The organism is Holdemania sp. 1001095H_141210_F2 (assembly GCF_015558105.1).
GTDB lineage: Bacteria > Bacillota_I > Bacilli_A > Erysipelotrichales > Erysipelotrichaceae > Holdemania.
In genome coordinates, this window is the sequence record NZ_JADNPO010000004.1 from 48,807 (window position 1) to 73,238 (window position 24,432).

Consider the following 24,432-nt stretch of genomic DNA (forward strand, 5'->3'; position numbering starts at 1 on the left):
TCTGCGTGGAAAAATAGAAAAAAGCAGGGATTTTTCCCTGCTTTTTTCAGTACCGGAGAGAATCCGGCAGTCCTGATTTAGAGTTAAGGAGGAAAACTTAGAACTCTTTCAGGTTAGAGAACTTCGTGTTCGGATCGCCATCGTTCTTAGAACGGATGTGCTGCTTTCCGTCACGGCCTGTAAACAGCATCGCGCCTTCGATCTTGCCCTGTTCGATAGCTTCGATCGCCATCTCATAGTCATAGACCTTGCCTGTGTTGGACTTGAATTCACACAGGTTTCCTTCGTTGTTCTTACGAACAGCGACGAAACGTTCTTTGCCGGATTCAGTTTTCTCGTTTTTTCTTGCCATATTTATCGCCTCCTGACATTATTCTGAGCCCGGTCAGCATAAATATACTTGAGGTGATATTGTGAAATTCTGGAAATTTGCGGCTGCGGATTTGTCGACAGTACTGATCGATCAGCCGCCCCATGCCGAATCGGCGTCCCGGATTCTGAGCGGGGGGCTGGGCATCGGCGGCGATCAGCTGGCGGGCGTTGGCGAACAGGCTGAAGAAGGAAGCGTTCTGCTCGATGCGCAGGGCAATGACGGCCCCTCGCTCTTGTCCGCGGTGCTGGCCAAGGCAGCCTGGCAGAAACGCATGCAGAATCAAGCTCAGGGCACGATTCGGACGCCGGACCGCTGGATCAGCTGGTTTATCGAGAAAAATGGAATCGCGCTGTGCCTGCCGCGTCCGCAGGCCACCAACGACTTCATCGGCTATTATGGTCAGCATGAATGCCGCGGGGAGGGGATTCTGCCCTGGGATCCGCCGGATCATGCGGTGCATCGCTGGCGGCTGATCGACGCGCAGTCCTTTTATCTGGATTCCAGCGTGCCGGTGCAGGGACGAATCTGCGGCAGTGCGGAAGGGGCGCTGTGCGCCTATGCCTGCCTGCGGAAAGACGGACTGCTTTCCGGTCCGGCGTTAGCGTTGTGCGAGGGCGGACGGTTCTGGATCCGGCCGCAGGGGAAGGCGCTGATCCTGACGACGCCGGTTTTTTTCATCGCCGAGGGTTCTCTATTTGAAAATTAACCTGAAGTCCAGTATAATAGGCGTCAGAGGTGATGGAAAATGATCGAAAACGTCAATGACTTCTTATCTGTTGCCTTTCTCGCGCTTCTTTTAATCATTGCGGCGTTTCAGGTCGTCAAGCATTTCAGCTCGCGCCACGCGCGGCGGATTATGGATCTGGAGCGGGATTACTATATCCAGGATTTTGAAGAAGACGAATAGGAATCCGATCATAAAATCAGACTCAAAACGGCAAACGTACAGGAGGTAAACATGCTGATTCAGGAAATTACATCTGCCAATGCGCCGAAAGCGATTGGCCCGTACACCCCGGCGGTGAAGCTGGGCGACTTTGTTTATATGTCCGGCCAGATTCCGGTGGATCCGGCCAGCGGCGAAATCGTCGCGGGCGGCATCCAGGAACAGACTCACCAGGTATTAAAGAATATCGAAGCGCTGTTGGCGGAGATGAATCTGGAAATGCGCCACATCGTCAAGACGACGGTCTTCATGACCGACCTGGGCGAATTCAACGCGATGAACGAGATTTACGCTACGTATTTTGACCGGCCGTATCCAGCCCGTTCCACAGTGCAGGTCGGCGCGCTGCCGAAAGGCGCGAAGGTTGAGATCGAATGCCTGGTCATCGACACGCTCGTCTATGAACGCCAGATGCAGGGCGGCTGCGGAGGCTGCGGCGGGGGCTGCTCCTCGGATGAAGGCGGCTGCTGCGGCGGCGACTGCTGCGGAGAATAACCTAACACAAAAATTGGACTGAGGCTTCTCTATAAGGATTGTTTTGTCTTTGAACAATCAAAAAACAGGGAAATTGCAGCAGAAATTCCGGTTTTTACTCTCGCTTTGCGGGAGTTTTTTTATGTTTTTTTCAAGTGGTAAGAATAAATTGAAAATAGAATGTTAAAACTGCCAGCCGGGTATAAATAGAGCTGACGGGTTTGTATGAATTATGCGAATAAAATAAAAATTTGCCTGCCCAGTGTGTAACAGAAATATTTACGAAGAACGAGAAAAAAACAGGATTTTTTAAATTTTCTGCAATGATTACTAGTGACGGATCACTCACCAAAGCATTAAAAAGGGGAATTTATGAGAGACTTATTACTACTTTACTACGATTCAGCAAACTGCTGCACGATTGCGGTCCATTTCGATGGGACAATCAGCGCACTGCCGGACAAACCGGTAAAATGGCTGCGCCGCTGGTGCGTCGAGGCGGGAAGCAGCCTGGAAGGGCGGCTGGATGGTTACCGTAAGAAAATGGGAATCATCCAGAAACCGGCGCTTTATATCGGCGGCTATCCGCCCCAGATCTTTATTCCGACCGTGTCCATGGAGCGCGATGACTGTCTTTACCTGCGGGCTGACCGCATTCGCAAGATTATGAGCGATGACGGGATCGCCGTGGTTTGTTTTGATACCGGCGTTGTTTACCGGATACCGGTCTGCGCCCGCAGTCTGCGTCAGCAGCGCAACCGCAGCCTGCAATATTTGGAAATGTTGAACGGCCTGCGATGAATCAGACGATGATGTTTGTCATAGAATGAAACGATGAGGAGGAAATTATGACGAAGATCAATCTGATATTCAACGAAAATCGGAATATTCAAAAAGAACAGTCCCGGCTTGAACGAATGGGGCTGAAAGACGAACTGGCGATCGTCAGCGACGAGCATCTTCTCGCTTCGGCACAACCAGATCAAATTTACTACGACAGCCAGCGCAAGTGCGGCTGCTTCTGGTCGGGCGTCCTTGATAACGAGGACGAGCTGCGGTCGTTATGGGCTCAGTACCGGCCGCAAAGCACAGGCAACAGTGCGAAAATGTTGGCGCAGCTGTATGAAATTTTAAGTGAGAAGCTGTTTGAAAAGCTCGACGGCTGTTTCGTGATCGTGTTTGTCCAGGGGCATCAGCTGCATATCGTGCGCGATCCGATGGGCGTGAAAACGTTGTATTATACGCGCAAGCCGGATGGGGAATGGCTGTTCTCCGATCAGATCAAAGGGTTGTTTGCCGAGGGCAGCCGCATGCCGGTCGTCAACCGGACCGCGCTTCTGGAGCTGTTTGCGTTAGGGCCGTCGCATACCGAAGGGCAGACGTTTTATAAGAACATCGCGGAGCTGCCGATGGGGTATGCGCTGCTGATCCGCGACCGCAAGGAAAGCCTGCACGAATACTTTGAGCTGAACGTGCACCGGCACAACGAGGATCTGGCCGCGACGGCGGCGCATGTCCGGCAGATGGTCAGCGATTCGCTGAACCGCCAGTGCGCAGCCTCGGACGTGCACGCGGCGTTTCTTTCCGGTGGTTTAGACAGCAGCATTCTGTGCGCGCTGGCGTCAAAGCGCGGACCATTAACGACGTATTCGCTGGATTATGAGGGCAACGCGCAGTATTTCAAGGGCTACGCGTATCAGACGACGCGCGACAACGAGTATATCGACGCGATGATCGAACGGTATGCGTTCGACCACCATCCGCTAGTCATCGCCCAGCGCAAATGCGCGGACTTGCTGGAACCGGCGATGATCGGCCGTGATGGTCCCGGCATGGCGGATGTCGATTCCAGCCTGTTATGGATGTATGGCAAGGTCAGGGAACAGAACGGTTCGGTGCTGACGGGCGAATGCTCGGACGAGCTGTTCGGCGGGTATCCGTGGTTTTACCGCAGCGATCTGGTCAGTCTGAAGTCTTTTCCATGGCTGCAGTCGCTGCCGCAGCGCGTGAAGCTGCTGCGCGCGCCGATGAACGAACTGGACTATGAGGGCGCGATGCGTTCCGCTTACTGGGCGACCGTTCAGCGGGCTCCGAAGGATCCGTTTGACAGCGAACAGGATCAGCGGGCCAAGCTCATGACATATCTGACCGTGCATTGGTTTATGCAGACGCTGGTGCAGCGTCAGGAAGCGATGGCCGCGCTGACGGGCTTGACCGTGCGGGCGCCGTTCTGCGACGCGAAGCTCTACCAATATCTGTATAACGTGCCGTGGTCGATGAAATTTTATAAAGGCGAGGAGAAGGGACTTTTGCGGCTGGCGTTTGAAGACGTCCTGCCGGCCAAGGTCGCGCACCGCAAGAAAAACCCGTATCCGAAGACCTATCATCCGGAATATACCCAGCGTGTCAAGGACCGTCTGCAGGCACTGATCAACGATCCTGAGTGTCGTTTGTGCGAGCTGCTGGAGCCGGCGGGATTGCAGGAATTAATCGACACCGACGGCGGCAGTTTTGCCAAACCGTGGTTCGGTCAGCTGATGATGGGACCGCAGCTGCTGGCGTATTTTATCCAGCTGGAACTGTGGCTGCGCCGCTACCAGATCCGCATCGAATTCTAAGATTTCAGATTCCTGTCTTTTTGGCTTGAAAGACAAAATAAAGATGATAAAATGAGGAATGGAAAAAAAGAGGAGATTTTATGTCAAACCAAGCCAAAAAAGACTGTAAAACACTGATTGCAGTCATTATTTCCGCCTTTGTCTACGCGCTGGCGATGAAAGCTTTTGTCGAGACCGGCAATCTGTTCCCGGGCGGCTTCGCCGGCCTGTCCCGCATGTTCAGCATGTCGCTGTCGAAATTCGGCGGGATTACGATTCCGTTCAGCGTCTTCTACTTCCTGCTGAACATTCCGCCGACGTTGTTAGTTTACAAATATGTCGGCCACCGTTTCACGATCTTTTCCGTGCTGCAATACTCGTTAACCAGCTTGTTTACAGAGTTGCTTCCGACCTTTCCGATCACCAGCGACATGCTTTTGATCGCCGTGTTCGGCGGTATCTTGGGCGGTCTGGCAATCTCAATCGCGCTGCGTGCGGATGCCAGCAGCGGCGGCACCGATTTCATCGCGATTTACGCCTCGACGAAATACAACGCGCCGACCTGGTCCTACGTCATGTATTTCAACGCCGCGATGTTAGTGCTGGCAGGCATTCTGTTCGGTTGGGAACAGGCGCTGTATTCAATTATTTATCAGTTCTGCAGCACCCAGGTCGTGCAGACGATGCATCTGCGCTACAAGCTGAATTCCTTGTTTATCATCACGGAGAAGCCAGAAGAAGTCTGCGACGCGGTGTTTCATTACTGCCGTCACGGCATCACCAAGCTGTGGGGCGAAGGGGGCTTCTCGCATACGCCGCGGTGTCTGTTGTTCATGACGGTCAACGCCTATCAGGTTCACGGCTTGATCGAAGCAATCCGCCTGGTCGATCCGAAGGTGTTCATCAACGTGTCCAAAACCGATAAAATCATCGGCAACTATTATCAGAAACCGCTGGACTAACCCAGCCTGAGACGTTCTTTCATCAGAACGTCTTTTTTTCCGCTTTTCGACGAAGTTAAACAAGCTTTGCGCTTTTAAGCGGGTATGCTGAGCTTAACGGAAGGGGCGAAGCACATGGACTATCAGGTTAACGATCCTGAACTGCAGCGAAAGCTGGATCTGGCGGACAATGTCATCCAGCCGAAAACCCGCCAGGAAAGCCGGCTGCAGCGCTACTGGCAAAGCGTGGGGTGGAAGCACGCGGATAAAAAAAACCTGGGACTACCATCATCCCAGGCTGCGGACAGCTGAGGCTGTCCGTTTATCGTTTGCGGAACTCAAGACCGATTTTGCGCTGGACCTTTTCCAGCTTGCGGCTGGCCAGCCGCTGCGCCTTGACGGCGCCCTCGGCCAGCGTTTCCTCGATCAAGGTCGAATTGATGATCTCGTTGTAGCGGGCCTGAATTCTTTCCAGCTCGGCGCAGACGACGTCCGCCACGGCGCTTTTGAATTCCCCATAGCCTTTGCCCGCGAAACGCTCGACGATCGTTTCGATCGCTTCACCTGAGAGCGAAGACATAATCGTCAGCAGGTTGGCGATGCCCGGCTGATTTTCAGGATCAAAGCGCACACACGCTTCGTTGTCTGTCACGGCCGACATGATTTTCTTGCGGGCCGATTTGAGATCTTCCAGCAGATAGATGCAGCCCTTGTCGCCTTTGTCGGATTTGGACATTTTCTTTGACGGATCGCTGAGCGACATGATCCGCGCGCCCACCTTTGGAACAACCGGCTCCGGAATCCGGAACGTTTCGCCATAGCGGTTGTTGAAGCGGTTGGCAATATCGCGGGTCAGCTCGACATGCTGCTTCTGATCCTCGCCGACGGGAACGTAATCCGCGTCATAGATCAGAATATCGGCCGCCATTAAGCACGGATAAGTGTACAGGCCGACCGTCAGGTTTGTTTCGCCTTTTGCGACCTTATCCTTATACTGCGTCATCCGGTTCAGCTCGCCCTGATAGCTGTTGCAGTTCATAATAAAGCCCAGCTGCGCATGCTCCTTGACGTCGGACTGTAAGAAAATCGTCGCCCGCTGCGGATCCAGACCGCACGCCAGATACAGCGCCACCGCGTCCTTCAGATTCTTTTTCAGTTCTTTGGGATCCTGATAAACCGTGATGCAGTGCAGGTTGGCGATGAACACAAGCATTTCGTATTCATCCTGATACTTGACGAAATTGCGCAGGGCGCCGATATAGTTGCCCAGCGTCAACTGTCCGCTCGGCTTGATTCCGCTGAGCATGACTTTTCTTTTTTCAGTGTTTTCCATCATTTCTCCTCCTAAAATAAAAACGTCCCGATCACCGGGACGCTTCCGCGTGGTACCACCCAGCTTGTTTTCCAGACGCCTGAAAAACCGCTCATGCAGGATAACGGCCTGTTCCGTTGGAAAACTGACGCTTTCCAAGGCTCCAAAAACCCAATTCACGAAAGATTTCTGCGGATGAGTCGCACCGTTCCTCATCTCTCTGGATGTCACAAAATCCCGCTACTGCTTTTTCTTCGTTGCTTTTCTTAATTTAAGCACAAACCGATCGAACATGCAAGCCGGATCGGACTGGATCTTGTCAATCCGAGACGCAGCAGCGAACTGCACGGTCATAAAAAATCATGAAATTCATCCGAGAATCGGCAGGGCCGGATTGAATTTCCGGCTGTTTCATTGTATGATAAAAGCTCAAAAGAACTCACAACGGCGTTGAGCTTGATTTCAGCCCGGCTGTGCGCAATAGAAATGGCGGTGCAATTTATGATCGTAGTGTATACTTCACCCGGCTGTGCTTCCTGCCGAAAGGTCAAACAATGGCTGAAAGAGCGGAATCTGCCGTATATAGAAAAGAACATTTTTACGACGCTGCTCAACGAAACGGAGATCCGGCATTTGTTGATGCGCAGTGAAAACGGCTCGGAGGATATCATCTCCAAGCGCTCAAAAATCATCCAGCAGAACGCGATCGACCTGGACGACATGACGATCAGCGAGCTGGTGCATTTCATCCAGGAAAATCCATCCGTGCTGAAACGGCCGATCATCCTGAATGAACGGAACTTCCAGGTCGGCTACGACGAGGAGGAGATCGACGCGTTCGTCCCGCAGCAGCTGCGCTCTCTGGCCCGGCTGTCCTGCAACGCCAGCTGTCCGAATTACGCCGGCTGCGGCAAGATCCGGGAAGAAGCCTGACAAGCATCTGCGGATGCTTGTTTTTTTCCTCAAATCCAAAAGAAACAAAGGGAGGATGAATGATGAAAATCTTAGTCGGTTTGTCCGGCGGCGTTGATTCCGCCGTCGCGGCGTATCTTTTAAAACAACAGGGGCTGGACGTGACCTGCGCGTTCATGCGCAACTGGGATTCAATGGCCAACAATGATTTCTTAGGCAATCCGAATGCGGACGACGACGTATGCCCGCAGGAAAAGGACTGGATGGACGCTAAAAGCGTCGCCGACAGTCTGGGATTAGAACTGCTGCGCGTGGATTTTGTCAAGGAATATTGGGATAACGTTTTCTCTAACTTCCTGCAGGAATACAAGAAGGGGCGGACGCCGAATCCCGATATTTTGTGCAACAAATACATCAAGTTTTCCAGCTTTCTCGATTTCGCCCGCAGCCGCGGCTTCGATACGCTGGCGACCGGCCATTATGCGCGTGTGCGGCACGAAGCAGACTTCAGCGGTTTATACAAGGCGCACGACCTGAATAAGGATCAGAGCTATTTCCTTTGCCAGGTTGCGTCCGATGCGCTGCGGCATACGTTGTTTCCGTTAGGCGAAATTGAAAAGCCGGAAGTGCGGCGGATCGCGAAGGAACTGCGGCTGTCGATCGCGGAGAAAAAGGATTCGACCGGAATCTGTTTTATCGGCGAGCGCAACTTTCGGGAATTTCTGAAGAACTACCTGCCGGCCAAATCCGGCAAGATCGTCGACGTGATCAGCCGCCGCGTCTTAGGCGACCATGAGGGCGTGCTGTATTACACTATCGGTCAGCGCAAAGGCTTGGGGATCGGCGGTGAGGGCGGACCGTGGTTTGTCGTCGGCAAGGACGTCGTCCATAACGAGCTGCTGGTGGCCAGCGGCGAAAGCAACGACTGGCTCTTAAGCGATACCTGTCTGGTCAGCGGCGTCAACTGGCTGGCCAGGACAAAACCGCAGGGCGCGCTGTCCTGCTGCGCGAAGTTCCGCTATCGTCAGAAGGATAATCCGGTGACGTTGGAATTTCTCGATGAAACGACTGTCAGACTGACCTATCCCCAACAGGTCGCTTCGGTGACCCCGGGGCAGCAGGCGGTCTTCTATCTGGGCGAGCAGTGCCTGGGCGGGGGCGTGATCGAGGAAGTCTGGCATCGCGGACAATCGCTGACGGACCGGATCCGCAGCTTTGAACCATGAACCGAGTCATGCTGTCAAAGCGCCGGGTGCAGGTCATCCTGTTCAATTATTTCGCGGGCTACCTGTTTCTTTATCCCCTGTTGATCGGGGTGCTTTTCCGGCTGTTTGCACCCTTAGAGATCCCCAATCTTGACCGGATGCTGGAAAATCTGGTCTATATCCTGGTTTTCGCGGTGACGGTCGGCGCAGCCTGGCCGCTGTTGAAGGAACACCTTGAGCGCTTTCGGCAAAACCGGCGGGCGATTGTCAAATCGACGCTGACGCGCTATGTTCAGATGTGGCTGGTGATGTATGGGATGAATCTGGCGATCATTCTGATCACCGGGCTGTCAAGCAGCCAGAATCAGGATACCGTCGTCCAGCAGCTGACCCAGTCGCCGCTGCAGATCATTCTGGTCACCTGTCTGTTTGCGCCGGTCGTCGAGGAAACCGTCTTCCGCGGGGCCGTCTTTACGCCGCTGCGCCAGCGGGGCAGCTTTCGCACCGCCGCGCTGGTCAGCGGGTTTCTGTTCGGTCTTCTGCATGTGTTCACGTCGTTGCTGAGCGGCAATTTCAGCGACGGGATCTTTATCCTCGTTTACGGCACGATGGGCTATCTGTTGTGCGCAGCCGAGGAAGAAAATCAGACGATCGTCAGTCCGCTGCTGATGCACGGGCTGAACAATCTGATCAGCGTGATGCTGATCCTGCTGTGAGAAAGGAATGAGGGAAATGAGTGAGGAACGCGACGTCATCCGCGGCAAACTGAAGCAGATCGTCTTCCGCAACGACGACAACGGCTACACTGTCGCTCGTTTTATCGTTGATGATCTGCAGCAGCGGCAGGTGACGATCACCGGGTATCTGCCGGTGTTCAGCGAGGATGCGCTGATGGAGTTAAGCGGCAGCTATGTCGATCATCCCCGCTATGGAATGCAGTTTCAGGTTGAGACCTTCCATCGCGTCATGCCGGACGACGAGGATTCCCTGATTCGTTTTCTGTCCGGTCCGTTATTTGAGGGCATCGGCAAAAAATATGCCGAAACGATTGTGGCGGCCCTTGGTAAAGACGCGATTCATCGGATTAAAAACGACCCAACTGTGCTGGACAGCGTGCCGAAAATGACGAGCAAGCGCCGGACAGCGATTCTGGAAGGGTTAAAAGAAAGCGACGACGATCTGGAAAATCTGATCCAGTTCTTTGTCGCTCATGGTCTGGGGATGCGCAACGTCATGAAGCTGGAGCGGATCTACGGTAAGGAAGCGGTTGAGAAAATCCAGGAAAATCCGTATCGGATGGTCGATGAGGTCGACGGCATCGGGTTTGCGACGGCGGACAAGGTCGCGATGTCGCTGGGCTTTGAGCTGGAGGATCCGCGCCGGCTGGAAGCGGCGATGGTGGCGCTGGTCGATCAGATGAACATGCAGAGCGGCGATACGTTTGTCAGCCGCGAAGGACTGGCGCATCAGATGAAACGTCAGTGCGCCGGTCTGACCTATGATTTTGACGAACTGCTGGAATCGCTGCTTTTACAAAGACGGTTAGTGGAAGAAGAAGGGCGGATCTATCATGTCGATCAATATGACGCGGAGGTCCAGATCGCGCAGTTTCTGACGCTGTTTCCGTTTGAAGAACTGGAACCGGTCGATCCCGAAACGCTGCAGTTTGAGCTGGATGCGCTGCAGGAAAAGCTGGCGATCACCTACGATCAAGCGCAGCTGGAGGCGATCCACACGTTTTTTGAACATGACGCGATGATCCTGACCGGCGGCCCGGGAACGGGCAAGACAACCGTTGTGCGGGCGTTGACCGCGTTGTTTAAAAAACTGTATCCGTACCAGCGGATCGCCTGCTGCGCCCCGACCGGACGGGCAGCGAAACGGCTGGCTGAGCTGACGGAAACCGATACGTTTACGATCCACAGTTTGTTGGGCTGGGATCTGGAATCGAATACGTTTACCAAGACGGAACAGGATCCGCTGATCGTCGATCTGTTGATCATCGACGAATTTTCCATGGTCGACAGCTGGCTGTTCGCGGCGCTGTGCAAAGCCTCGGTGCATGTCAAGAAGCTGTGCATCATCGGCGACGAGGATCAGCTGCCTTCGGTCCGCTGCGGCTGCGTCTTGAAGGATTTAATCACCTCCGAGCTGTTTCCGTTAGTCCGGCTGGAACGGATCTTCCGCCAGAGCGAGGGCAGCGACGTGATCACGCTGGCGCATCAGATCCGTCAGGGCCAGACGGAGGAACTGGACTGTCATGGCGACGTGGCGTTTTTCCCGGTCGGACTTTACGAGATCAAGGATCAGGTCATCAACGTCGTTCAGTCGGCGCTCAACAAGGGCTACGATATTCAGGACATTCAGGTGCTGGCCAGCAAATACAACGGACCGGCCGGGATCGACCGGCTGAACGCCGCTTTGCAGCAATGCCTGAATCCGCCGGAGAAGGGCAAGCGTGAATGGAAGGTGGGCTACCGCACCTTCCGCGAGGGCGACAAAATTTTACAATTAAAAAACCAGCCGGATGACGACGTCTACAATGGCGATATCGGCATGCTCGTGGAAATCGTTTACGCCAATGAGGACGAAGCCGGCAAAAACCGGCTGATCGTCGACTTCGAAGGAATTCTCGTTGAATACACCTCGGATAACCTGCTCAACATTTCGCACGCCTACTGCATTTCCGTGCATAAATCCCAGGGCAGCGAATATCCGATCGTCATCATGCCGGTCGTGCGTGATTATGGGATCATGCTTCAGCGGCGGCTGATCTATACCGGCGTCACCCGCGCTAAAAAATCACTGGTTCTCTTAGGCGAGAAGGACGCGTTGATCCGCGGGATTGCCAGCCAGGAACATCATTTGCGCTCAACGACGCTTACCCGGCGGATCGCGGCGATGCTGAATCCGGAATTTTAAGCATAAGTTTATCCGCTTGCGGACATACTAACACCAAAAGGAGTGGAACGTATGAAAAAATGGTTATTCGGTTTCATGGCCGGTATGGCTGCCGGCATGGTGGTCGCGTTTGCGAATGAAGATGAACTCGACGACGCTTATTACAAGGCCTGCAAATGTAAAAAGAAGCTGATCCGCAAAATGCACCAGATGGATCTTGAACACTAACCCCGTCGTTGCGGGGTTTCTCTTTTATGAAAGACCTGTTTGAACGAACGGATTGGAAACGCTGGCTGCAGCTGTTTGGCTGCGTGCTGATCGTGATGATCGTGCTCAGAATGTTAGGCTGGGATGTTGTGCTGATGGCCGTCTTCCATGCGCTGTCGCCGCTGTTGTTCTCCTGTCTGATCGTGTTTCTGTTTGAGCCGTTTGTCGAGAAACTGCCGTTTCCCCGGGGGATCAGCTGTTCGCTGGTGTACTTCGGTTTCCTCGGGCTGTTGGTTCTGGGCATCGGCATGATGGTGCCGTTAGTGATGGAGCAGGGGTCGCAGCTGCTGGGCGAAGCGGGCCGGTTAAGAGAACAGCTGGCGGCGACCGAGTTCTTTCACTGGGCCGGGCAGCTGGATTGGCATGGCGTATTCACGGCCGGCTATGAGGCGGCGATGAGCGCGACCCGCAGCGCCGTCGACCGGCTGTCGTTTTTCGGCGTCAGCTTTTTAGGTGCGTATTTCATTGCGCTGGACATGGAAGCCTTCGGGCGCATTCTCAAAAAACGGCTTCCGTCCTATCAGCACTGGCTGCTTTTCTACAAAACCAGCTCGCGCGTCGTCTACCACTATCTGCGCGGCTTGGCGCTGGATTTGTTGTTTTTAATGATCACCGTGTCGGTGCTGTTGTTGATCTTCAGCGTACCCAACGCCGTATTCTACGCGATCATGCTTGCGCTGTTCAATCTGATTCCCTATCTGGGCGCAACGGTCGGTCAGATCGTGATCCTGCTTGCGCAATATTTCGCAACCGGTCAGATCCCGTGGGTATTGGGTGTCTTGTTGTGGCTGATCCAGCAGATTGAAGCCAACTGGGTGCAGCCGCTGATCTTCAAAAAGGTCATGAACCTGCGGCCGGTTTATACGCTGATCGCGCTATTGGCCGGGGGTTGTTTCTTCGGCATGATCGGGATCATTCTGGCGCCGATCCTGGCCGCGATTGTACAGCTGGCCTACCGCAGCTATCTTTTCGCAAAATGCACGGAAACAGTTGGCACGTGGGAAACAGTGTGGTATAATTTCGATAGTTTTGAAAACGATGACGAAGAAGAGTAGATCAGGCTGTTCCATTGCAGAGAGAAAACGGCGGTGCAAGTTTTCATGGAATCTGATCGAAGCCGCTTCCGAGTTTGCCCAAAGCAACGTGTGCTCTGCGTTAAAGAGAAATGAGGGCATTTCTTTTGAAGAAAAGAAATGAATCAGGATGGTACCGCGTGAGTAAAGCGTTCCTGGAGTTTCAGGGCGCTTTTTATTTTGGCAGACGCATCAGACAAAGAAAGGAAGAAACAAACATGAAAGAATTAACAGGCAACCAGGTACGCCAGATGTTTCTGGACTACTTCCAATCCAAAGGTCACATGATTGAACCGGGAGCTTCGCTGATCCCGCATAACGATCCGACGCTGTTGTGGATCAATGCGGGCGTCGCGGCGCTGAAAAAATATTTCGACGGCAGCGAGAAGCCGGCCTGCAACCGGATCGCCAACGCGCAGAAGTCGATCCGCACCAACGATATCGAAAACGTTGGCAAGACTGCCCGGCATCATACGTTCTTTGAGATGCTCGGCAACTTCTCGATCGGCGATTACTTCAAAGCGGACGCGATCCCGTTCGCCTGGGAATTTTTAACCTCGCCAAAGTGGATCGGCTTTGACAAAAACAAGCTGTATGTCACTGTCTATCCGGACGATGAGGAAGCTTACCGCATCTGGACCGAGGTGTGCGGCGTCGATCCAAGCCATATCTTAAAAACCGAAGATAACTTCTGGGAGATCGGCGAAGGGCCGGGCGGACCGGACAGCGAGATTTTCTATGACCGCGGCGAAAAGTATGACCCGGAGGGGTTAGGCGAAAAGCTGTTCTTTGAAGAAATGGAGAACGACCGCTACATCGAAGTCTGGAACGTCGTGTTCAGTCAGTTTGACTGCCGGCCGGGAACGGACCGCAAGCTGTATAAAGAGCTGCCGCACAAGAACATTGATACCGGCATGGGACTGGAACGGTTAGTTTCGATCATCCAGGAAGGGGAAACGAACTTTGATACCGACCTGTTCCTGCCGATCATCCGCGCGGCGGAAAAGCTCGCCAAGCATCCGTATGAAGGTGAATATAAAATGGCGTACCGCGTCATTGCCGACCATATCCGCACCGTGACCTTCGCGCTGAGCGACGGCGCGATGTTCTCCAACGAGGGCCGCGGCTACGTGCTGCGCCGGGTGCTGCGCCGGGCGGTTCGCTACGGTATTAAATTAGGCATTAACGGCGCGTTTATGTACAAGCTGGTCGACGTCGTCGCCGACAACATGAAGGATTTTTATCCGTATCTGTTAGAAAAGTCGGAATTTGTCGCCAAGCTGGTTAAGAATGAGGAAGAAGCGTTCCACTCGACGCTGGCCAACGGTGAAAAGCTGCTCAATGAGGAGCTGGCCAAAGCCGAAGCGGCGAAAACCTTGAGCGGCGAGGTCGTCTTCAAGCTGTACGATACCTACGGCTTCCCGCTGGAGCTGACGAAAGAAATCGCCGGCGAGCGCGGTTATACGATCGACGAGGAAGGCTTTGAGGCGCAGATGGCGAAGCAGCGTGAACGTGCCCGGGCCGCGCGTGAAGACGCGCAGTCGATGGCCAGCCAGTCGGCGGATCTGATGGATTTCACGGCGCCGTTTGAATTCACGGGCTATGAAACAATGAGCGATACCGGAACGATCACCGGATTGTTTAAAAACGGCGTGCGCGTCGCGATACTGGAAGACGAGGGCGAGGTCATCCTCGACCGTTCCTGCTTCTACGCCGAAAGCGGCGGACAGGTGGCCGACGGCGGCACGATGCGCTGCGACGAAGCGGATTGCGAAGTGCTCGACGTCAAGAAAGCGCCGCACAAGCAGTTTATGCATCATGTGAAAGTCGTCGACGGCGTGCTGAAGGAAGGCATGAAGCTGCAGCTGCAGGTCGACGTCCAGCGCCGGATCCGCACGATGGCCAACCATTCCTGCGTCCATCTGATGCAGAGCGCGCTGAAGAAGATCGTCGGCAATCACATCGCCCAGGCCGGCTCTTATGTCTGCCAGGATTACGCGCGGTTCGACTTCACGCATTTTGAAAAGGTCAGCGATCAGCAGTTAAAGGAAGTCGAAGCGCTGGTCAACGAATTTGTCATGGCGAAATTTCCGGTCCATACCGAAGTCATGGCGATTGAAGAAGCCAAACATTCCGGCGCGATCGCGCTGTTTGATGAAAAATACGGCGATGAAGTCCGCGTCGTATCCATGGGCGAGGTTTCCAAGGAACTGTGCGCCGGCACGCATGTCCACAATACGCAGGATATCGGTGTGTTCAAAATCGTCAGCGAAGAAAGCATCGGCTCCGGCATTCGCCGGATCACCGCCAAGACTGGCTATGCGGCTTATCAGGAGTTTGTCAGCGAGCAGGACGTGTTAAAAACGATTGCCGCGCAGCTGAAGATGAACAGCCTTAACGGCGTCAGTGAAAAGGTTGCGGGCGTGCTGGAAGAAAACGCGGCGCTGAAAAAAGAAATCGGGCAGCTGAACCAGAAAATGATGGTCTTAAAAGCAGACGACATGGTCAATCATGCGGAAGCGGTCAACGGTCTGAATATCATTCTGGAAGAGGTTTCCGGACTTGACGGACAGGCGATGAAGAATCTGGCGGAAACGCTGCGCAATAAGTGTGAAAAATCTTTCATCTTCTTAGCCAATCCTTCGGAAGGCAAGGTCACCTATGTCTGCGCCTGCAGCAAGGAAGCGATCGCCAAGGGCATAAAAGCCGGAGATTTCGTGAAAATGGCGGCCCAGATGAGCCAGGGCAACGGCGGCGGCCGGCCGGACATGGCGCAGTCGGGCGGCAAGGATGGTTCCAAAGTGGACGAAGTCTTTGCGCTGATTCGCTCAAAACTTTGAAAATCCCTTTCCAATTTCCGCAGTTTACGCTAAAATGAATTCAAGGAGGGATATCCATGTCAAAACAAATTACCGAAACGATGTCTTTTAAGTCAGAGGAGATCCGCAGAGATAACATCAAGCAGGTGCTCCGGCTGACAAAAGAAGCGCTCGAAGAACGAGGCTACAATGCAGTGAACCAGCTGGCAGGGTATCTGATTTCCAATGATCCGGCCTACATTTCCTCGCATCACAACGCCCGCAGCATCATTCAGTCGGTCGAGCGTTACGAAATCATCGAGGAACTGGTGCGTTCCTACCTGGAAGAAAAGTAATGGAACGGATCATGGGGCTGGACCTGGGCAGCCGCACGCTGGGCATCGCGGTTTCCGATCCCCTGGGCATGATTGCCCGGACCGTGGAAACGTTCCGGTTTGCGGATGACGATTACGACGCGGCCTGCGCCCGGGCGGTGCAGCTGGCGAAGGAGCTGGGTGCAGTGAAGTTTGTACTGGGCCTGCCGAAGCACATGAACGGCGATGTCGGGATCCGCGGCCAGATATCGCTGGATTTCAAGGCGAAGCTGGAAGCAGCCTGCGGCCTGCCGGTCATCTTGCAGGATGAACGGCTGACGACGGCGGCGGCCGAGCGAATCTTAATCTCTGCGGACGTTTCCCGCAAAAAGCGCAAAGCGGTGATCGATCAGATGGCGGCAGTGCAAATCCTGCAGAGTTATTTAGATCAGAAGCGCTAAGAGTGCAGCAATGCACTCTTTCATTTGAATCGCAAAAAGGAGGAAAAAGCGATGTTGGAATCAAATAAAATTTTAATTACGGAAGAAGACGGCACGGAAACAGAAATGGAAATCCTGTTCACCTTCGACGACGACAGCCGCAGCAAAAGCTATGTGCTGTTCACCGATCCGAAGGATGAGGAAGGCGAGGTTTTCGCCTGCAGCTACACCGACGAGGGCGAAATGGAACCGGTTGAGGATCCCGAGGAGTGGAGCATGATCGAGGAAGTCTTCGGGGCTTTTGTCGAGGAATTAGACGATGCCGAAGTCGAAGAATAAACGGCGCAAAAAGAATAACGGACTGGCCGCCGTACTGATCGTGCTGGTCGTATGCGCCGGCCTGGTTCTGGGCGGGATTTTCTTTTACAACGGTCAGCTGAAGCCGGCCGCTTCGGAAAGCGAACAGATCACCTTTACCGTCAGTCAGGGCGAATCGCTCAACCGGGTCATTAAGAACCTGGAAGATCAGGGCGTGATCCGCAGCGGCTGGGCGGCGAAGATCAGTGTCAAGCTGGCGAAGCTGACGAACATCAAAGCCGGCACGTACATCTTGGATCCGAGCTGGGAAGTCCGGGAGATTTTTGAAGTGCTCAACGATTCCCACGGGGCGGTCGTTAACGACACGCGCTTAACGTTCATCGAGGGCGACTGGGCGAAGCATATCGCTGAAAAAATCGGCGAGACGACGCGCTGCAGCAAGGATGAAATGTTGGCGCTGTGGAACGATGAAAGCTATGTTCGTTCGCTGATGAGTGATTATCCGTTTTTAACCGAGGAAATCTTCAACGCGGACAGCCGGATTTTATTAGAAGGCTATCTGTTTCCGGAAACCTACAATTTCTTTGTCGACGCCGACGCCGATCAGATTACCCGCAAGATACTGGATCAGACGCTGAAGGTTTACAATGAGTTTGCGGATCAGTTCGCGCAGTCGCAGCTGAGCGTGCACCAGCTGTTTACGCTGGCTTCGATTGTTCAGTATGAAGCGGCCAAGCCGAGCGATATGCAGCTGGTCGCGGGCGTGTTCTACAACCGTCTGGCCGCCGGCATGAAGCTGCAGTCGAGCGTCACCGTGTGCTATGCGATAGATAAGGAAAAAGACGACGACTGGATGGCGTGCGAGGTCAATCCGGACTTTGATTCCCCGTATAACACCTACCGCGTCGAAGGTTTGCCGCCCGGCCCGATTCTCAATCCGGGACGCGATGCGATTCAGGCGGTCCTGCAGCCGCAGGCCAGCGATTACCTGTATTTCATGGCCGATGTGAAGGGTGACGGCACGGTGTATTACGCCAAGACCTACGCCGAGCATCAGGCCAATGTCCGCAAGTATTTAAAATAAACGTCAGTCAGGAAGAGGTGAGGGAAGATGAAGCCGTTATTGATCGGCATCGCCGGCGGCAGCGCGTCGGGCAAAACGACGATTGCCCAGTGTCTGAAGGAAGAATTTGAACAGACGCGGTCGGTCGTGATCATCCGCGAGGACGATTATTACAAAGACCAGTCGCAGAAAACGATGGCGGAGCGGGTAAAAACGAATTATGATCATCCGTTTGCCTTCGATCACGCGCTGATGATCGAACAGATCGACGCCCTGTTAGCCGGGCAAGCGATTGAGAAGCCGGTTTACGACTTTGTCCAGCATACCCGCAGCACTGTTACGGAAGTGATCGAGCCATGCGATGTCGTCGTGCTCGAGGGGCTGTTTGTGCTGGAGGAACCGGAGCTGCGCAAGCGCTTAAACATTAAGGTGTACGTCGATACCGATGCCGATATCCGCTTTATCCGGCGGCTTTTGCGGGATGTTGAGGAACGCGGAAGAACGCTGCAGTCGGTCGTTAATCAATACACAGAAACCGTGCGGGTGATGCACGAGCAGTTTATCGAACCGTCCAAACGGTATGCCGACGTGATCATCCCCGAGGGCGGAAGCAACATCGTTGCGATCGATCTGCTGAAGACAAAAATCAGTAGCATCATCAGTCCAAATATGCTATAATAGCCGAGCTAAGGAGTGAGAAAACCAATGGCAGATGATAAAATTTATGTAACTCAAGAAGGTCTTGAAGAATTAAAAAAGGAACAGGAAAACCTGATCCATGTCGTTCGTCAGGAAGTCATTGAAGATTTAAAGGCCGCCCGGGCGCAGGGCGACTTGTCTGAAAACGCCGACTACGATGCCGCGCGGGATCGTCAGGCTCAGGTTGAAGCCCGGATCCGCGAGCTGGAAGTCATGCTTAACAATATCGAAATCATCGACGATAAGCAGGGCTCGGTACGGGTTGCGAAAATCGGCTCAACCGTTAAGATCGAAGAACTCGACACGCATCAGATTGACGAGTTCACAATCGTGGGTTCCGTAGAAGCGGATCCGCTCAACGGCAAGCTGTCCAACGTCACGCCGCTGGCGGAAGCAATTCTGGAACACAAAGTTGGTCAGACCGTTGAAGTTCTGGTCGACGAGCCGTATCAGGTAAAGATTTTAGAGATTCGGTAAAAAAACAGGATTTTTAACAATTTGCGCAATAGAATAAGCAGGTGATCTTATGAGAAAAGAGTTCCTGCTTATTTTTTGTTTCGTTTTTCTGCTTCTGCCGCTGATTCCGCAGCGCGTCGTCGATTTGGAGGCTATGCGCGGGCAGCCGATTACCGTGACGATCGAGGGGGCTGTGCGGGAGCCGGTCACCCTGGAATGTCCGCCCTACACCGAGCTGGGCGAATTGCTGGACCAGGTGACGCTGTTGGACGACGCGGACCTCTCGCCGTTTTCAATGACGATGATCGTCAAGGATCACGACGTGATCCAGATTCCCCATTTCCAGGAAACGCCGCGGATTTCGATCAACACCGCATCCGCCGAGCAGCTGACGCAGCTGCCGGGAGTGGGGCAGGCGACGGCGGAAAAGATCGTGGCTTACCGCGCGGAGCATGGTTTGTTTCAAACGTTGGAAGATCTGATGCAGGTGCCGGGCATCAAGCAGAAGAAATGGGAAGCGCTGAAGGAGTTTATATGCTTATAAACGACACTGACGCGCTGCGGTGGCTGGTTTGCGTCGTGATCAGTCTGTGTCTGCCGCTCCCTGTGCAGAAAACCGGCCTGCTTTTCAGCCTGGTCTTCGTGCTGGTCTCCGCCCGCCCGAAGCAGCGGAAGTTTCTGTTTTTCTGGCTGTCCTCGGTTCTTGTCATTCTGTTCTGGCAGCTGAAACCGTCGCCGGCGCTCACTGCACCACGGATCAGCGGCACGGTGAGCGCGGTTTCCGCCAACAGCTTTATCCTCGAAAATTCTCAAGGCCGCTTTCAGGTGATCAGCGAAAATCGCCCCGGGTTAGACGATCAGGTCGAGGTCGAAGGGGAAAGCAGCCTATTTGAAGAAAATTATTCGTTCTATGGTTTCGATGCGAAAGCCTGGTCGCTGCGGGAAAAGCTTAACGGCCGCGTGTTTGCCAAAACCGTTAAGATCGTAAGCGCCGGGAAAACACTGCGGGCTTTTCTTTACCGCCGCATTGAAGCGATCCGCGATCCGGCTGCCCGGGCGCTGGCAGGCAAGCTGATTCTGGGTGTGAATGAGGAAGAAGGCGGACTGGCGATCTTGCTTCGCTGCGGATTTCAAATCAGCGTGCTGATTCAGGGCCTGGGAATGATCTGCGGCTGGTTCTTGACGGACCGGAGCGTGCGAAGGATCCGCTTGGGGACCGTGCTGGGCATCGCCGCGATACTGCATTTTCCCTATCCTCTGGTTCGTCTGGTGCTCAGCGAAGGCTTCCGGCTGAATCCCCATCGCGATAAAATCGAAACGTTTAAAACCAAATGGCTGTTATTGGCGCTGTTAGCGCCGCGAAGGGTCGCGACAGCGGCCTTTCTGCTTCCGTTCGCGTTTGCGCTGCTCGCTATGTTTCCCGCTCGCTCCGCGCCGCGAACCGCCCGTTTTACGCTGAGCTGGACAATGCAGAGCTTCCTGTTTCATGCCGTGAATCCCATGATGGTGCTTGGGATGCGCGTGTTGCGCTGGGGCCTGGCGCTGTGTACGCTTGGCTCTCTGGCCGGGCTTGTCTTTACGCCGTTTCTGTCCTTCAGCGTGAGCCTCGCCGGTCTGTTGGATCAGGTGTCAGGCTGGGGCGGGGAGCTGCCGGGGCAGCTGTCGTGGCTGATTGTGATTCTGGCCGGGCTTGCCGGGGTGTTCTCCAAGCGCGTGCGGATGATTCTTTTTTGCGGGCTGATCGGGATCTGGACGCTGTTGGGCTGGTGGCATCCGTGGGCCAGTCTGACGCTGATCGACGTCGGTCAGGGCGACAGCATCCTGATCCGCCTGCCGTACAATCAGGGCAATCTTTTGATTGATACCGGCAAGCCGGCGGCGCTGGATCAGGTTGAAGCAATGCTTCAAGGCGAGGGCGTGCGGCGGCTGGACGCGCTGATCTTAACGCATGAGGACGATGATCACAGCGGCAACAAGGAGGCTTTAATCGAAGCCTATCAACCCGCGCAGGTGATCGAGACGATGACCGAACCGCTGACCCTGCATGGCTTAACGATTTTCAATCTGAATCCTGACAGTGAAACGCGGCAGGGGAACGAGGGATCGCTGGTGCTGCTTTTGCGGATGCAGGATCTGACGATGATTCTGAGCGGGGACGCCCCGGCTGAAATTGAACAGAAAATTCTGGATCAGATTCCCGGCCTGCGCGCGGATATCGTCAAGCTCGGGCATCACGGCAGCCGCACATCCAGCTGCGCGCGTTGGCTGCAAACGCTGAGACCGATTGTGGCGCTGAATTCCAGCGGCCGCAATAACCGCTACCAACATCCCCATCCCGAGGTCATGCAGCGCCTGGAAGACTGCCGGATCGGGATGTTCGATACGAAGCAGGAAGGCGATATCCGGATTATCGTGACGCCGATTTGTAATTTCCTTTTTACCGCGCGCCGGGGATTTGCTATAATAGGGTAGGTGATTCGATGAACTATTTATTGTACGGGTCGGAAACGTATCGGCTGAAGAAAAAACTGGACGAGCTGCTGAAAGCGAACGATCCGGAAAACACGGGCATGAACACGGTGGTCTACGAAACAGGCAACGCCGATTTTCAGCTTCGTGCAGTTCTGGAAGACGCCTGGACAATTCCGTTCTTTGCGGAAAAGAAAACCGTCGTCGTGCGCAATCCGGTCTTTTTAACGACAAGCGGATCGTTAAACGAGAAGGACGGCAAAGCGCTGGAGGACTACCTCAATCACAGTTGCCCGAGCACCGATTTAATTTTCTGCGGTGAGTTTGAAAGTCTGGATCAGCGCAAGAAGCTGGTCAAGCTGGCTGTAAAAACGTGCCGGGTGTTCACGATGAAGCGGCTTGATGAACGCGAGTTTCGTTCGTATGTCAATCAACAGCTATCAGCGCACCAGCTGATCCTGTCGCGCGAAGCGATGGACGAGCTGATGCAGCGGCTGCCGCTTGATTTAGAAAGCTTCCATCAGGAGCTGATCAAGCTGACGCTGTTTGGAACGAAGATCAGCCGCGACGACATCGTGCATCTGGTCAGCCGGCCGTTGGACGAGGATGTATTTCATCTGGTCAACGCCGTCATCACGCATGATTTAAAACAGGCGATGCATCTTTGGCACGATCTGGATTCCCTGAACAAGGATCCGATTTACCTCGTCGCCCTGCTGGCTTCGCAGTTTCGCCTGATGGCGCAGGTGCGCATGCTCAGCGATCGGCGGATGAGCGAATCGATGATCGCTCAGCAGCTGAAGGTTCATCCTTTCCGCGTCAAGAAAGCGCATGAAGCCGTAGCCCGGCTGAATTCCGAACGGTTATTGGAAATTCTGAACGATTTAGCCGAGCTTGATCAGCGGTTTAAAAGCGGGACGCTGGACCGCAGGCTGGGCTTTGAAATGTTCTTAATCAAAGCCGCGCACTAAAAAATCTGTGAAATCACCAGAGAAACAGTCAGAATCCGCGTGTTTTCATACGCTGAAAGAATAAAGGGAGTGTTACGATGGATTCATTAAAGGAACTTTATAAAATCGGCCCGGGTCCCAGCAGTTCGCATACGCTGGGACCGCAGCGGGCCTGCCAGCTGTATAAGGCGGAATACGGCGAGCAACTGCACCATGTCGAAGTCGAGCTGTACGGCTCGCTGTCGTTAACCGGCAAAGGTCATCTGACAGATTATATCATCCGCAAGACCTTTGAGCCGGCGAAGACGACAATCTTCTTTTTAAAGGACTGGAAGGAAAGCTTTCCCAACGGCTTTTATATCCGCGGCTACAACCGGGATCATCAGCTGCTGGCAAAATGGACGGTTTTCTCTGTCGGCGGCGGTTCGATTAAAATTTTAGAAAAGCATCTGGAAACGGGTGAAAACGTCTATCCGGAAAATTCGATGCAGGCGATCCGTGAAATCTGCGACAAAGAAAAGATCGGTTTTGCAGAATACGCGCTGCGGGCGGAAGCCGGACTGGAGCCGTATCTGGATAAGATTCTGACCGCGATGCTCGCTTCCGTAAAGGAAGGTCTGCAGGCCAGCGGCGTCTTGCCGGGACGGTTGAAGATGGAACGCGCAGCGAAGGCAATGCTTTTACAGGCGGGAACGATCGAGGATGAAGCGGAACGGACGAAGATGAAGCTGGCGGCCTATGCCTATGCGGCCAGCGAACAGAACGCTTCGGCCGGCACCGTCGTCACTGCGCCGACATTGGGCTCCTGCGGCGTCATGGCGGCCTTGATGTATTACTATTATAACGATCAGCAGATCACCCGCGGCAAGCTGGTCAAAGCGCTGGCAGTGGCGGGTTTGTTCGGGGATCTGATCAAAACCAACGCCACGATTTCCGGTGCGGTCGGCGGCTGTCAGGCAGAGATCGGCGCAGCCTGCGCGATGGCTGCGGCCGCAGCCGCCTATCTTAACGGCATGAACTGCGGTCAGATCGAATACGCCGCGGAAATCGGCATGGAGCACCACCTTGGATTAACGTGTGATCCGGTTGGCGGCTATGTCATCATTCCGTGCATCGAACGCAACGCTGTCGCAGTCCTGCGCGCCTTGGACGCGATGTCGCTTGCTCGCACGATGAGCCGGATTAAAAAGAACCGCGTCAGCTTCGACGTCGTTGTCAAAACGATGAACTATACCGGCAAACATCTGCCGATTGAACTTAAGGAAACCTCGCTTGGCGGCTTAGCCAAAGAGGTGCAGATTGTACCTGAGGAACATCCTTCCTGTCTGGACGGTCATCTGATCGTTGAGGAAGCCGTCATGGAAAACGACGTGCTGGCTTCGCCGATCCGGTTCGATCTATGAACAACGCGGCGCAGACCGTCGTGCATCCGTTCGCGCCGATCTACGACGCGCACAGCCGGGTGCTGATTCTCGGATCGCTGCCTTCGGTCGCCTCGCGTCAGCAGGCGTTCTATTACGCTCATCCGCGCAACCGGTTCTGGCCGGTCATGGCGGCGCTGGACGGAAGTCCGCTGGATACCACGGCGCAGCGCGTGGCCTTTCTGCACCGCCGGCACTTCGCGTTGTGGGATGTGATCGCCAGCTGCACGATTACCGGCAGCAGCGACGCCAGTATCCGCGACGTCACCGCCAACGATTTCAACCGGCTGCTTGCGGAAACGGAAATCAAAACCATTGTGACGACCGGCAAGACCGCCGGCCGCTGCTATCAGAAATACGCTCAGCCGAAAACCGGCATCGAAGCGATCGTGCTGCCTTCCACCTCGCCCGCCAACGCCGCGGTGTCGTTCGAGCAGCTGATCGAAGCCTATCGGTTTCTGTTTGAGCTTTAGAGAAAAATTGAAGTTCCAAAGGAGGACATG

At 54.2% G+C, this 24,432-nt stretch carries 27 protein-coding genes and 2 other annotated features; of the genes, 25 read left to right on the plus strand and 2 right to left on the minus strand.

Translation table 11 applies throughout. The features are described from left to right. Positions 1-97 precede the first annotated feature (97 nt). On the minus strand, positions 98-352 hold the full coding sequence (locus I2G61_RS03810) for a DUF3892 domain-containing protein (protein WP_020223481.1): 255 nt from the start codon (positions 350-352) through the stop codon (positions 98-100). 61 nt (positions 353-413) lie between these two features. On the opposite strand from I2G61_RS03810, the gene I2G61_RS03815 reads away from it, so the two are divergent. From I2G61_RS03815 to I2G61_RS03845, 7 genes are all read left to right on the plus strand, one after another. Then, the gene (locus I2G61_RS03815; RefSeq protein ID WP_072684477.1) at positions 414-1,079 is read left to right on the plus strand and encodes a hypothetical protein; all 666 of its coding nucleotides are present in this window, start codon (positions 414-416) and stop codon (positions 1,077-1,079) included. 39 nt (positions 1,080-1,118) lie between these two features. After that, on the plus strand, positions 1,119-1,280 hold the full coding sequence (locus I2G61_RS03820; protein WP_159432785.1) for a hypothetical protein: 162 nt from the start codon (positions 1,119-1,121) through the stop codon (positions 1,278-1,280). 51 nt (positions 1,281-1,331) lie between these two features. Further along, positions 1,332-1,814, plus strand: a complete 483-nt coding sequence (locus I2G61_RS03825; RefSeq protein WP_006060666.1) for a RidA family protein — start codon at positions 1,332-1,334, stop codon at positions 1,812-1,814. 351 nt (positions 1,815-2,165) lie between these two features. Further along, positions 2,166-2,594, plus strand: a complete 429-nt coding sequence (locus tag I2G61_RS03830; protein ID WP_072684476.1) for a competence protein ComK — start codon at positions 2,166-2,168, stop codon at positions 2,592-2,594. Positions 2,595-2,641: 47 nt separating this feature from the next. Continuing rightward, positions 2,642-4,411, plus strand: coding sequence for an asparagine synthetase B (locus I2G61_RS03835; RefSeq protein WP_195547936.1), 1,770 nt, complete (start codon positions 2,642-2,644; stop codon positions 4,409-4,411). 80 nt (positions 4,412-4,491) lie between these two features. Then, complete coding sequence (locus I2G61_RS03840) at positions 4,492-5,352, plus strand: YitT family protein (RefSeq protein ID WP_072684474.1); 861 nt, start codon at positions 4,492-4,494, stop codon at positions 5,350-5,352. A gap of 114 nt (positions 5,353-5,466) precedes the next feature. Beyond that, on the plus strand, positions 5,467-5,643 hold the full coding sequence (locus I2G61_RS03845) for a hypothetical protein (RefSeq protein WP_195547937.1): 177 nt from the start codon (positions 5,467-5,469) through the stop codon (positions 5,641-5,643). A gap of 10 nt (positions 5,644-5,653) precedes the next feature. Here the strand turns inward: I2G61_RS03845 and trpS are convergent, their stop codons facing one another. Then, a complete protein-coding gene (gene trpS / locus I2G61_RS03850; protein ID WP_072684571.1) occupies positions 5,654-6,664 on the minus strand; it encodes a tryptophan--tRNA ligase in 1,011 nt (336 codons plus the stop codon). 32 nt (positions 6,665-6,696) lie between these two features. After that, positions 6,697-6,910, minus strand: a binding site (T-box leader). A gap of 234 nt (positions 6,911-7,144) precedes the next feature. Here trpS and I2G61_RS03855 point away from each other — a divergent pair. The 18 genes from I2G61_RS03855 (at position 7,145) to I2G61_RS03940 (ending at position 24,402) form a co-directional block, all read left to right on the plus strand. Next, positions 7,145-7,576, plus strand: a complete 432-nt coding sequence (locus tag I2G61_RS03855) for a Spx/MgsR family RNA polymerase-binding regulatory protein (RefSeq protein WP_039865115.1) — start codon at positions 7,145-7,147, stop codon at positions 7,574-7,576. A gap of 59 nt (positions 7,577-7,635) precedes the next feature. Then, positions 7,636-8,781, plus strand: a complete 1,146-nt coding sequence (mnmA, locus tag I2G61_RS03860) for a tRNA 2-thiouridine(34) synthase MnmA (protein WP_072684473.1) — start codon at positions 7,636-7,638, stop codon at positions 8,779-8,781. Beyond that, positions 8,778-9,476, plus strand: a complete 699-nt coding sequence (locus tag I2G61_RS03865) for a CPBP family intramembrane glutamic endopeptidase (RefSeq protein WP_083538520.1) — start codon at positions 8,778-8,780, stop codon at positions 9,474-9,476. Before mnmA ends, I2G61_RS03865 begins: the two co-directional genes overlap by 4 nt. Before the next feature lie 16 nt (positions 9,477-9,492). After that, positions 9,493-11,682 carry an ATP-dependent RecD-like DNA helicase gene (locus I2G61_RS03870; RefSeq protein WP_072684471.1) on the plus strand — a complete coding sequence of 730 codons (2,190 nt, stop codon included), beginning with the start codon at positions 9,493-9,495 and terminating at the stop codon, positions 11,680-11,682. Between the two features lie 51 nt (positions 11,683-11,733). Next, positions 11,734-11,889, plus strand: a complete 156-nt coding sequence (locus I2G61_RS03875) for a hypothetical protein (RefSeq protein WP_006060679.1) — start codon at positions 11,734-11,736, stop codon at positions 11,887-11,889. Between the two features lie 26 nt (positions 11,890-11,915). Beyond that, complete coding sequence (locus I2G61_RS03880; protein WP_072684470.1) at positions 11,916-12,983, plus strand: AI-2E family transporter; 1,068 nt, start codon at positions 11,916-11,918, stop codon at positions 12,981-12,983. Next, positions 12,958-13,161 (plus strand) — a binding site (T-box leader). (Overlaps the previous gene by 26 nt.) A gap of 58 nt (positions 13,162-13,219) precedes the next feature. Then, positions 13,220-15,841: an alanine--tRNA ligase gene (gene alaS / locus I2G61_RS03885; RefSeq protein ID WP_072684570.1), complete on the plus strand. Its 2,622-nt coding sequence runs from the start codon at positions 13,220-13,222 to the stop codon at positions 15,839-15,841. 56 nt (positions 15,842-15,897) lie between these two features. Further along, positions 15,898-16,155 carry an IreB family regulatory phosphoprotein gene (locus tag I2G61_RS03890; protein ID WP_006060683.1) on the plus strand — a complete coding sequence of 86 codons (258 nt, stop codon included), beginning with the start codon at positions 15,898-15,900 and terminating at the stop codon, positions 16,153-16,155. After that, complete coding sequence (gene ruvX, locus I2G61_RS03895) at positions 16,155-16,574, plus strand: Holliday junction resolvase RuvX (RefSeq protein WP_006060684.1); 420 nt, start codon at positions 16,155-16,157, stop codon at positions 16,572-16,574. The genes I2G61_RS03890 and ruvX overlap by 1 nt, the downstream gene beginning before the upstream one ends. A gap of 51 nt (positions 16,575-16,625) precedes the next feature. Continuing rightward, complete coding sequence (locus I2G61_RS03900; protein ID WP_039865117.1) at positions 16,626-16,892, plus strand: DUF1292 domain-containing protein; 267 nt, start codon at positions 16,626-16,628, stop codon at positions 16,890-16,892. Further along, positions 16,873-17,955 (plus strand): endolytic transglycosylase MltG, encoded by a 1,083-nt coding sequence (mltG, locus tag I2G61_RS03905; protein WP_006060686.1) that lies wholly within the window; start codon positions 16,873-16,875, stop codon positions 17,953-17,955. Before I2G61_RS03900 ends, mltG begins: the two co-directional genes overlap by 20 nt. 27 nt (positions 17,956-17,982) lie before the next feature. Beyond that, a complete protein-coding gene (udk, locus tag I2G61_RS03910) occupies positions 17,983-18,612 on the plus strand; it encodes a uridine kinase (protein WP_195396978.1) in 630 nt (209 codons plus the stop codon). 27 nt (positions 18,613-18,639) lie between these two features. After that, the gene (gene greA, locus I2G61_RS03915; RefSeq protein WP_006060688.1) at positions 18,640-19,110 is read left to right on the plus strand and encodes a transcription elongation factor GreA; all 471 of its coding nucleotides are present in this window, start codon (positions 18,640-18,642) and stop codon (positions 19,108-19,110) included. Between the two features lie 49 nt (positions 19,111-19,159). Then, the gene (locus I2G61_RS03920) at positions 19,160-19,633 is read left to right on the plus strand and encodes a helix-hairpin-helix domain-containing protein (protein ID WP_072684468.1); all 474 of its coding nucleotides are present in this window, start codon (positions 19,160-19,162) and stop codon (positions 19,631-19,633) included. Continuing rightward, entirely contained in the window at positions 19,624-21,561 is a 1,938-nt protein-coding gene (locus I2G61_RS03925; protein WP_195547938.1) for a ComEC/Rec2 family competence protein, read from the plus strand. Before I2G61_RS03920 ends, I2G61_RS03925 begins: the two co-directional genes overlap by 10 nt. An 8-nt stretch (positions 21,562-21,569) precedes the next feature. Continuing rightward, a complete protein-coding gene (gene holA, locus I2G61_RS03930) occupies positions 21,570-22,529 on the plus strand; it encodes a DNA polymerase III subunit delta (RefSeq protein ID WP_195547939.1) in 960 nt (319 codons plus the stop codon). A gap of 77 nt (positions 22,530-22,606) precedes the next feature. Beyond that, positions 22,607-23,911, plus strand: a complete 1,305-nt coding sequence (locus I2G61_RS03935) for an L-serine ammonia-lyase, iron-sulfur-dependent, subunit alpha (RefSeq protein WP_195547940.1) — start codon at positions 22,607-22,609, stop codon at positions 23,909-23,911. Beyond that, positions 23,908-24,402 (plus strand): DNA-deoxyinosine glycosylase, encoded by a 495-nt coding sequence (locus I2G61_RS03940; protein ID WP_072684464.1) that lies wholly within the window; start codon positions 23,908-23,910, stop codon positions 24,400-24,402. The genes I2G61_RS03935 and I2G61_RS03940 overlap by 4 nt, the downstream gene beginning before the upstream one ends. The last annotated feature ends 30 nt before the right edge of the window (positions 24,403-24,432 follow it).